Origin of the sequence: Micromonospora sp. MH33, assembly GCF_003013775.1 — a bacterium.
In the GTDB taxonomy this organism is placed as follows: Bacteria; Actinomycetota; Actinomycetes; order Mycobacteriales; family Micromonosporaceae; genus Micromonospora; species Micromonospora fulviviridis.
The window spans coordinates 1-9309 of sequence record NZ_MUYZ01000277.1 but is presented as its reverse complement, the minus strand read 5'-3'; the positions used below and the strand labels follow the sequence as shown (position 1 = coordinate 9309).

General features: G+C 74.1%; 9 protein-coding genes and 1 pseudogene. 1 reads left to right on the top strand and 9 read right to left on the bottom strand.

The window, feature by feature from the left end; genetic code table 11:
• The 6 genes and pseudogenes from B0E53_RS29045 to rsmD form a co-directional block, all read right to left on the bottom strand.
• Window positions 1–486: pseudogene (locus B0E53_RS29045) on the bottom strand (phosphate acyltransferase PlsX); the annotation flags it as partial.
• Between the two features lie 130 nt (window positions 487–616).
• Complete coding sequence (gene rpmF, locus B0E53_RS29040; RefSeq protein WP_091312500.1) at window positions 617–790, bottom strand: 50S ribosomal protein L32; 174 nt, start codon at window positions 788–790, stop codon at window positions 617–619.
• Window positions 791–795: 5 nt separating this feature from the next.
• Window positions 796–1359, bottom strand: a complete 564-nt coding sequence (locus tag B0E53_RS29035; RefSeq protein WP_107078923.1) for a YceD family protein — start codon at window positions 1357–1359, stop codon at window positions 796–798.
• 127 nt (window positions 1360–1486) lie between these two features.
• Window positions 1487–1984 carry a hypothetical protein gene (locus B0E53_RS29030; RefSeq protein ID WP_091312510.1) on the bottom strand — a complete coding sequence of 166 codons (498 nt, stop codon included), beginning with the start codon at window positions 1982–1984 and terminating at the stop codon, window positions 1487–1489.
• A 147-nt stretch (window positions 1985–2131) separates the two neighbouring features.
• Window positions 2132–2608: a pantetheine-phosphate adenylyltransferase gene (gene coaD / locus B0E53_RS29025; RefSeq protein WP_091312514.1), complete on the bottom strand. Its 477-nt coding sequence runs from the start codon at window positions 2606–2608 to the stop codon at window positions 2132–2134.
• The gene (gene rsmD, locus B0E53_RS29020; RefSeq protein ID WP_107078924.1) at window positions 2605–3168 is read right to left on the bottom strand and encodes a 16S rRNA (guanine(966)-N(2))-methyltransferase RsmD; all 564 of its coding nucleotides are present in this window, start codon (window positions 3166–3168) and stop codon (window positions 2605–2607) included. Before rsmD ends, coaD begins: the two co-directional genes overlap by 4 nt.
• 297 nt (window positions 3169–3465) lie before the next feature.
• On the opposite strand from rsmD, the gene B0E53_RS29015 reads away from it, so the two are divergent.
• On the top strand, window positions 3466–4974 hold the full coding sequence (locus B0E53_RS29015; protein WP_107078922.1) for an LPXTG cell wall anchor domain-containing protein: 1509 nt from the start codon (window positions 3466–3468) through the stop codon (window positions 4972–4974).
• A 51-nt stretch (window positions 4975–5025) separates the two neighbouring features.
• Here B0E53_RS29015 and B0E53_RS29010 read toward each other — a convergent pair whose 3' ends face one another.
• The 3 genes from B0E53_RS29010 to B0E53_RS29000 all read right to left on the bottom strand — a co-directional run.
• A complete protein-coding gene (locus B0E53_RS29010) occupies window positions 5026–5949 on the bottom strand; it encodes a serine hydrolase domain-containing protein (RefSeq protein ID WP_107078921.1) in 924 nt (307 codons plus the stop codon).
• Between the two features lie 44 nt (window positions 5950–5993).
• Window positions 5994–8195 (bottom strand): ATP-dependent DNA helicase RecG, encoded by a 2202-nt coding sequence (gene recG, locus B0E53_RS29005; RefSeq protein ID WP_107078920.1) that lies wholly within the window; start codon window positions 8193–8195, stop codon window positions 5994–5996.
• Window positions 8192–9309 (bottom strand): Dak phosphatase (locus B0E53_RS29000; RefSeq protein ID WP_107078919.1); only part of this gene is annotated, 1118 nt, incomplete at its 5' end. The genes B0E53_RS29000 and recG, both read right to left, overlap by 4 nt.

Here is a 9309-nt window from a genome sequence, read left to right as displayed (position 1 = left end):
CACGGCCGCGTAGGCGGCGCCGAGCACGGCGTGCCGGGCCAGGGTGGCGGGTCCGGGTTCGAGCGTGCCGCCGACGTCCAGCAGCACCACCGGTCCTTCGACGGCGGGCAGGGTGGCGACCAGGGCGGGCCGGCGTACGCCGGTCCAGCGGCCGAGACCGAGCGCGGCGGCGGTGACGGTGGCGCCGGTCGAGCCGGCGGAGACGAGCGCGTCGGCGATCCCGTCGCGGACGGCGTGCACGGCCGCGCGGACGGTGCTCTCCCCGCGGGCGGCGGTGGGATGGTCGGCCATGCCGACGGCGGTCCGCACCGGGCGGACGGTGACCCGGGTGCGCTGCTCCGGGTCGAGCGCACCGATCAGCCCATCGGCGACCTCGGTCGGTCCGACGAGCAGCAGGTGCAGGTCAGGGTCGGTACGCACGGCCCGCAGAGCGCCGTCAACCACGACGGCGGGAGCATCGTCCCCGCCGAGGAGGTCGACGGCGATCCGCGCGGTGCCCGGCTCCGTGGGCGTGCCGGCCGGGGAACGGCCGGCGGCGGAGGGAGCCGGGGCACCGGGCGTGAGCCTTGGTGCGTGCGCCACCCGACCGGTGGCCGGGGACGTCACTCGGCGTCCGTCAGACCTCGAGAACCTGACGGCCGTTGTAGGTGCCGCAGACGGAGCAGGCGGCGTGCGGCAGCTTGGCCGACTTGCACTGCGGGCAAGGCACGGTCGCGACCGCCGTGGCCTTCCAGTTCGCCCGGCGGGCGCGGGTGTTGCTGCGCGACATCTTGCGCTTGGGGACGGCCACGGTTCTTACTCCTCTGTACTGGTCAGTTGCGACAGGCCCGCCCAACGCGGGTCGATCTGCTGGTGACTGTGGTCGGCCGGCAGATCGTCCCAGTGCACCCCGCATTCGGGGCACAACCCTGGGCAGTCCTCCCGGCAGAGCGGGTTGGTCGGCAGTGCGAGCACCACCGCGTCCCGCAGCGCCGGCTCCAGGTCGATCAGATCGCCCTGCATCCGGCCCACCTCGTCCTCGTCGGTCGTGTCGTCCGTGGTGCTGTTCTCGTACGCGTACAGCTCCTGGATCGTCACGGCCACCGAGTCGTCGATCTCGCGCAGGCAGCGCCCGCACTCGCCCTTGACGGGACCGGTGACGGTCCCGGAGACGAGCACGCCCTCGGACACCGACTCCAACCTCAGGTCGAGGTCGAGGTCCGCGCCCTCCGGCACAGTGATCAACTCCACGCCGAGGTCCGCCGGTGCCGGCACGACGCGCTTGACCGTACGCAACGCGCCAGGCCGACGCGGCAGGTCCCTCGTGTCGAGGACCAGCGGCGACCTGGGGTCGAGTTGGCTTGGCGAGTGTTTGGGCATAGTTAGACTCCGGCCGGTGAGAGGCCGACAAAAAAGGTTACCTGGGCGACCGCCGGACCGTCGAACCGGGGGCGTCGCCGCCCCGGCCCGGCGGCTGCCGGCTGTCGGCCGCCGGCCCGCGTGCCGCTCAGAAGGGTAGCGGGCGATCCGCCTCGTCCCCAGCGAAGGTGCCGATCTCACGCAGCGCGTGCATCTTGTCCCGGCCGCGCTCTATCGAGGCGAGCGCCCGGGTCAGGAACTGCTCGAAGTTGGCCAGGGCGGTGTCGACGTAGTCGTCGACCTCCTCGCGCAGGCGCTGCGCCTCGGCCCGGGCCTCGGCGATGATCCGGGCGCCCTCGTGCTCGGCGGAGACGGTGATCTCGTTCACCGAGACGAGGCGGGCGTGTTCCGCCTCACCCTCGCTGATGATCCGGTCGGCCTCGCGCTTGCCGGCCTCCATGATCTTGTCCCGCTCCTCCAGCAGCGCGGCGGCCCGCCGCAGGTCGGCGGGAAGCTCCACGCGCAGCTCGTCCAGGGCGGCGATCATCTCGCCCCGGTCGACCATGCAGTTGTTGCGCGACATCGGAACGGAGCGGGCCTGCTCCACCATGGCGATCAGTTCGTCGATGCGATCGAGCGGGTCCACCGGTACCTCACTCCTGTCGTTCGTCGGCCGACCTTCATGATGCGGCCTGCGCCCGGGTTCGGCGCTGCACACATCATGTAACGCGTCGGCCAGCGCCACGCCACCCGCCCCCGCCCGGCGCGTCGCCCGCGGGGGCCGGCGGGCGGGTCAGCGGCGCAACCGGGCGACGAGCTCCTCGCGGACCACGTCCGGGACGTGCGCGGAGATGTCGCCGCCCCACTTGGCCACGTCCTTGACCAGGCTGGACGAGAGGAAGGAGTAGAGCGGGTTGGTCGGCATGAAGAGCGTCTCCACGCCGGCCAGGCCGATGTTCATCTGGGCCATCTGGAGCTCGTAGTCGAAGTCGCTCACCGCGCGCAGGCCCTTGATCAGCACGCTCGCCTGCTGGGCGCGGCAGAAGTCGACCAGCAGGCCGCGGAACGACTCGACCCGCACGTTGTCGTACGAGGAGGTCACCTCGCGGAGCATGTCGATCCGCTCCTCGACCGTGAACAGCCCCTGCTTCGACTGGTTGACCAGCACGCCGACGATCACCTCGTCGAAGAGCCGGCTGGCCCGGCCGATGATGTCGAGGTGTCCGTTGGTGACCGGATCGAACGAGCCGGGACAGACAGCACGTCTCATGATCGGCGACCGTACCAAAGGGTGGTCTCGCCGTAGCGGCGGCTGCGCCCGGCAGTGATGCCCTCCACCCACTCCACCTCGCCGGTGCGGCTGGACCGCTCGACGACCACCAGGGCGCCCGGGGCCAGCCAGCCGCCGCCGACCAGCGCGGCCAGCATCGCGGTGATCTCCTCGCCGGGCACGGCGTAGGGCGGGTCGGCGAAGACCACGTCGTACGCCCCGCCGTCCGGGCCGGCGGCGAGCACGGTGGCCACCTTGCCGGTGACCAGTCGGGCGGCCGGGGCGGCCCGGAGCGCGGCGATGTTCTCCCGGATCACCCGGGCGGCCCGGGGGTCGGACTCGACGAGCAGCACGTGGGCGGCGCCCCGGGACAGCGCCTCCAGCCCGACCGCGCCGGAGCCGGCGTAGAGGTCGGCCACGCGGGCCCCGTCGAGATCCAGCTCGGCCTGCACCGCGCTGAACAGCGCCTCGCGGACCCGGTCCGAGGTCGGCCGGGTGCCGGCACCGGGCGGCGCGGCGATCCGCCGGCCGCCGAGCGCCCCGGCCACGATCCGGGTCACCGCCTGCTCCCGCACATGCCCCAGACGCTACGCGACGGCCGGACCGGGCCGGGCGGACCACCCGGCGCGACGGACGATCACCTGCCGTACATCAATGATCTCAAATTCATAACAGACCCTTTACGAGCCGTCGATAGCGGTAACGCCCACGGTGTCGATTTCGCTAGGGTCTGCCCGGTTGTCGGCTCGCCTCGCCGGCACCGGCGTCGGACGGCCGCCGCGCGGATCCGCACACCTCTTCGCGTGCGCCCCGGTCCCACGCAACCACCCCGAACCCCCCTCAATCCGGGAGTACCCGTGATCCGTACCAGGCTGTCGCCGCGGCGACCGCTCGCCGTGCTGGGCGCCGCCCTGCTCGGCCTCGCCGGGGCCGTGGCGGTCTCCGACCCCGCCAGCGCCCACCACACCACCGTCACCGCCACCTCCGCCTGCGACCAGCTCACCGGGGAGCGGGTCCTCACCTGGACGGTGGAGAACAGCGAGCGGGACAAGGCCGCCACGCTCCAGCAGGTCACCCCGAACCCGAAGACCGACGTGACCGTCGCCGTCGAGGGCGCGCCCGCCATCCCGCTGGAGGGCACCGTCGTCCCCGACGGCGGCTCCGTCCAGGCGGTCCAGCGGGTGCCCGGCGACACCCGGTCGGCCTCGCTGACCATCTACGCGCTGTGGAAGAAGAACGGCCAGGACCACACCGACACCGGCACCGTCGACCTGACCCGGGACGCGCCCTGCGCCCCGGCGCCCAGGTGCGTGGACCTCGACAAGGCAACCTACAGCCACACCTTCGACGGGCCGAAGGGCACCGCCACCGTCAAGCTCGACGGTGACCTGCCGCTCTGCGGCGACGGCAAGCAGTGGTTCACCCTGGTCTCCTACTTCGCCCCGCGCCCGCGCTTCGCCACCCCGCAGTACGTGCACGGCACGCCGGCCAGCGACTGGATCGGCGGCACCCGGACCGCCATCGACCTGAAGGTCGACCTGCCCGACTGCAACACCCAGGTGGACCTGATCTGGGGCGACACCAGCCAGGTCATCGACCCGCTGACCGAGGACGGCAAGCGGTACGGCAACCTCAAGCTCGGCTCCCCCGGCGCGCCCGGCAAGCGGTCGCACGGCCCGCAGGGCTGGTACAACGGCGGCGGCCGCAGCTGCACCAACCCCGCCTCGCTCTTCACCGCCAACTGCGACGGCACGGTCACCGTGGCGCTGAGCAACGACGGCAGCCTGAGCCGCTACCCGGTCGAGTTCGAGGTGCGCGGCGCCAACGGCTGGTCGAAGAAGGTGACCGTCGAGCCGGGCAAGGCGAACACCGACACCGTCGTCCCGGCCGCCAACGCCGGCACCGTCCAGGTGCTGGTCGACGGCAAGGTGCTCGACAAGGGCACCTACTCCTGGCAGCGCCCGGAGGACTGCCCGCTGCCGACGGTGGCCACCAAGGCCGACTGCGACACCTTCACCCTGACCGTGGCCAACCCGAAGGGTGGCCTGCCCGTGAAGGCCGAGCTGACCTACGGCGGGCGCACCGAGACCCGCACGGTCGCGCCGGGCAAGGCCGAGAAGGTGACCTTCAAGGCCGGCAAGGACGAGCAGGCCACCGTGGTCCTGCCCGACCTCGACCTGGAGATGGAGGCCGTCTACGCCCCCGAGCGGAACTGCGGTGGCGGCGGTGGCGGGGGCGCCGAGCCGGGCCTGCCGGTGACCGGCGCGGCGGCCGGCGTCATGGCGGCCGTGGCCGGTGCCCTGGTGGCGGCCGGCGCGGTGCTCTTCGTGGTGACCCGACGGCGACGGATCCGCTTCACCGCCTGACCTGAACGAAACCCGAGGGCGCGTCGATCACCCGGTCGGCGCGCCCTCGGCTCAATCCAGGAGCGCCGCCGACACCAGCGCGGGATCGACCTCGGCCTGGTTGGTCAGCAGCACCAGGCGCCGGTCCGAGTCGGGGAGCCAGCCGGCGAACGCCTTGTACCCGCCGTTGTCTCCGGAGTGGTGGATTGCCCGCTCCCCGGCCAGCGGGCCGACGAACCAGCCGTAGCCGTACGCCTCCCCGGGGCGGCCGGTCGGCGCGTGCGGGGTGATCATGGCGGCCACCGCGGCGGGCCCGAGCAGCCGGCCCCGGCATGGCACGTCCAGCCAGGTGAGCAGGTCGGCACCCGTGCACCAGACGTCCCCGGCGCCCATGCTCACCGTGTCCAGGTTCCAGGACGGCACCGGCCGGCCGCCCTCGTGCCCAACCGCCACGTCGTCCCGCCCGGCGGCGTCGCCGGCGAAGCTGCGCGTCATGCCGAGCGGCGCGAAGACCTCCTCGGCGAGGAACTCGGCGTACGGGCGGCCGGAAGCGCGTTCGACGGCCCGGGCCAGCAGGACGTAGCCGGGGCTGCTGTAGTGCCAGCCGGCGCCGGGGGCGAACAGCGGCGGCACGCCGGCGAAGACGGCCAGCAGCTTGTCGGGCTCGGCCGGCCCGGCCAGGTCGATCATCGGGTATTCCTCCCAATGACCCAGGCCGGAGGTGTGGGTGAGCAGGTGGTGCGGGGTGATCCCGGACCAGGCCGCCGGCGGGTCCGGAAGCCAGCGGTTGATCGGATCGTCCAGGCGCAGCGCGCCCCGCTCGGCGAGGAGCAGCACCGCGACGGCGGCCATCTGCTTGCTGATCGAGGCGATCTGGAACCGGGTCGCGCGGGTGCAGGGCGATCCGGCGTCGGCGGAGCCGGTGACCCGGTCCACCTGGAGATCGTCGCCCTGCGCCAGCAGGAGCACGCCGCGGTCGAGGAGTGGGGTCGGCATCGCCCGAGCCTAGGCCCGGCCGGCCGGCCGGTGGGGGCGCCGGGTCAGCCCTTCTCCAGGTATTCGGCGCGTTCCGCGTCGACCAGGGCGGCGACCGAGGCGGCCAGCGCCGGGTGGCGGGCCAGCTCCGGGTCCTCCTCGACCAGGGCGATCGCCTCGGCCCGGGCGTCCCGGATGAGGTCGGTGTCGCGCAGCAGCGACAGCAGCCGCAGGTGCGACCGGCGGCCGGACTGGGTGGCGCCCAGCACGTCGCCCTCCCGGCGCTGCTCCAGGTCCAGCTCGGCGAGCTTGAACCCGTCGGTGGTGGAGGCGACCGCGTCCAGCCGTTCCCGGGCCGGGGAACCCTCCATCGCCTCGGTGACCAGCAGGCAGAGGCCCGCGGCCGAGCCCCGACCCACCCGGCCGCGGAGCTGGTGGAGCTGGGAGACGCCGAACCGGTCGGCGTCCAGCACGATCATCACGGTGGCGTTGGGCACGTTCACGCCCACCTCGACCACCGTGGTGGCCACCAACACGTCCAGGTCACCGGCGGCGAAGGAGCGCATCACGGCGTCCTTCTCGTCGGCCGGCAGCCGCCCGTGCAGCACCCCGATCCGCAACCCGTGCAGCGGGCCCTCGGCGAGCAGCGGGGCCACCTCGGTGACGGCCACGGGCGGCCGGCGGCCGTTGTCGTCCTCGCGGGGAGCCTCCTCGTCCGAGGCCGGACCCTCACCGATCCGGGGGCACACCACGTACGCCTGGTGTCCCTTGGCGACCTCCTCGCGCAACCGGCGCCAGGCCCGGTCGAGGAAGGCCGGCTTCTCGGCGGCCGGCACCACGTGCGAGGCGATCGGGGAGCGGCCCTGCGGCAGCTGCGACAGGGTGGAGATCTCCAGGTCGCCGTAGACGGTCATGGCGACCGTGCGCGGGATCGGGGTGGCGGTCATCACCAGCACGTGCGGCGGCTGGTCGGCCTTGGCCCGCAGCGCGTCCCGCTGCTCCACACCGAACCGGTGCTGCTCGTCGACCACCACGAGCCCCAGGTCGGAGAAGTCGACCCCCTCGTAGAGCAAGGCGTGGGTGCCGAGCACGATGCCGGCGCGCCCCTCGGCCACCTCGGTGAGCGTCCGCCGGCGGGCGGCCGCGCCCAGCGAGCCGGTGACCAGCTCCACCCGGGTGGCGTCGTCGGCGGCGCCCAGCTCGCCCGCCTGCGCGAGCGGGCCGAGCAGGTCGAGCATGCCCCGGTGGTGCTGGGCGGCGAGCACCTCGGTCGGGGCGAGCAGCGCGGCCTGCCCGCCGGCGTCGACCACCTGGAGCATGGCCCGCAGCGCGACGACAGTCTTGCCGCTGCCCACCTCGCCCTGGAGCAACCGGTGCATCGGGTGCGCGGTGGCCAGGTCGGCGGCGATCTCCCGGCCGACGGCCTGCTGGCCGGAGGTCAGCTCGTACGGCAGCCGGGCGTCGAACGCGTCCAGCAGCCCGCCCGGCTTCGCGGGCCGGGCCTTCGCGGGGCAGGCCGCCGCCCGGTGCTTGCGCTGCACCAGGGTGAGCTGCACGGCGAACGCCTCGTCCCACTTGAGCCGGCGGCGCGCCCGGTACAGCTCCTCCTTGCTGGACGGCCGGTGGATCTCGCGCAGCGCGGCGCCGATGCCGACCAGGTTTCGGCTGGCCCGCACGGTGGCGGGCAGCGGGTCGTCCGGCGGAGTGAAGGTGTCCAGCACCACCCGCACGCAGCGGGCGATCACCCAGGTCGGCACGGCCGCCGCGGCCGGGTAGACCGGGATCAGCGCCCCGGCGAACTCCTCGACCTCCTCGTTGGCCGCCGCCTCGCCGTCGCCGCCCTCGCCGAGCAGCACGTACTCCGGGCCGTTGAGCTGCCGCTTGCCCCGGAACTCGGTGACCTTGCCGGCGAACAGCCCCCAGCGGCCGGGGCGCAGCTCCCGCTCCCGCCACGCCTGGTTGCCGAAGAAGGTGAGGGTGAGCAGCCCGCCGGAGCCGTCGCCGACGGTAACCTCCAGCAGGTTTCCCCGGCGCTGCCGCATCGGCCGGACCGCGGTGCGCTGCACCTGGGCCAGCACGGTGACCTGCTCCCCCACGTCCAGCGAGCGGATGTCGGTGTGCTCGCCGCGCTCGTCGTAGCGGCGAGGGAAGTGGTAGATCAGGTCGCCGGCGGTGTGCAGGTCGAGGTGGCTCGCCAGGGCCTTGGCGGTGCGCTCACCGACCAGCTTCTTCAGCGGCGTGTCCACGGTGGCCGGTTCGCTCGTCATTCGACCCCCACGAGGAGCGGATAGTGCGGCTGCCCGCCCTCGTACGCCTGCACCTCGACGAACGGCCAGGACCGCTCGACGTGCTCGCGTACCCGGTCGGCCAGCCCGGCCGGGGCGTCCGCCCCGCAGAGCAGGGTGACCAGCTCGCCGCCGCCGCCCAGCATCCGGTCGACCATGGCGGTGCAGGTGTCGAGGAGGTCGGCGCCGATGAGGTGCACCTCCCCCTCGACCAGCGCCAGCACGTCGCCCGGCCGGCACGGCCCGGCCACCGTGAGCGCCTCCTTGCTCGCGTGGCAGACCTCGGCGTAGCGGCAGGCGCCGGCCGCCTCGGCCATGGCGATGACGTCGTCCTCGAAGCGCCGCTTCGGGTCCCGCACGGCGAGGGCGGCCAGGGCCTGCACCGGGGACCGGGTGGGCACGACGCTCACCTTCACCCCGAGCCGGTGCGCCTCCCGGGCGGCCGCGCTCGCCACCGACTGGGTGTTGGGGTCGTTGGGCAGCACCACCACCCGGGCCGCGGCGGTGGCCCGGATCGCGTCGAGCAGCTCGCCGGTGGACGGGTTGGCCGGCACCACGATGGCGCCCTCGGCGCCGAACAGGTCGGCGATGCCGGCGCCGGTGGCCACCACCACGGCGGCCCGGCCGTCGGGCAGCGGCGCCGGCAGGGGCGCGGCCGGGGCCACCTGGTCGGCGAACCGGGTCACCGTGATCCGGTGCGGCCGGCCGGCCACCACGCCGGCCTCGACGGCCGCCCCGACGTCGTTGACGTGCACGTGCACGTTCCACGTGCCGCCACCCGGGCCGCCGTCGCCGACGATCACCATCGAGTCGCCGAGGCCGTCCAGCTCGCCGCGCAGCCGGGCCACCGCCTCGTCCGTGGCGTCGAGCAGGTACTGCACCTCGTAGGCGTACGCGGGGGAGCCGGTCTCCCGGACCGCGGTGGCGGGCGGGCGGACCGCGGGCGGCGCGGGGGCCGGACGCGGCGGGCTCTCCCCGGTGACCACCTCGACCAGCGCGTCGAGCAGCAGGCAGAGGCCGCGCCCGCCCGCGTCGACCACGCCGGCCCGGGCCAGCGCGGGCAACTGCTCGGGGGTACGCGCCAGCGCGCGGGCCG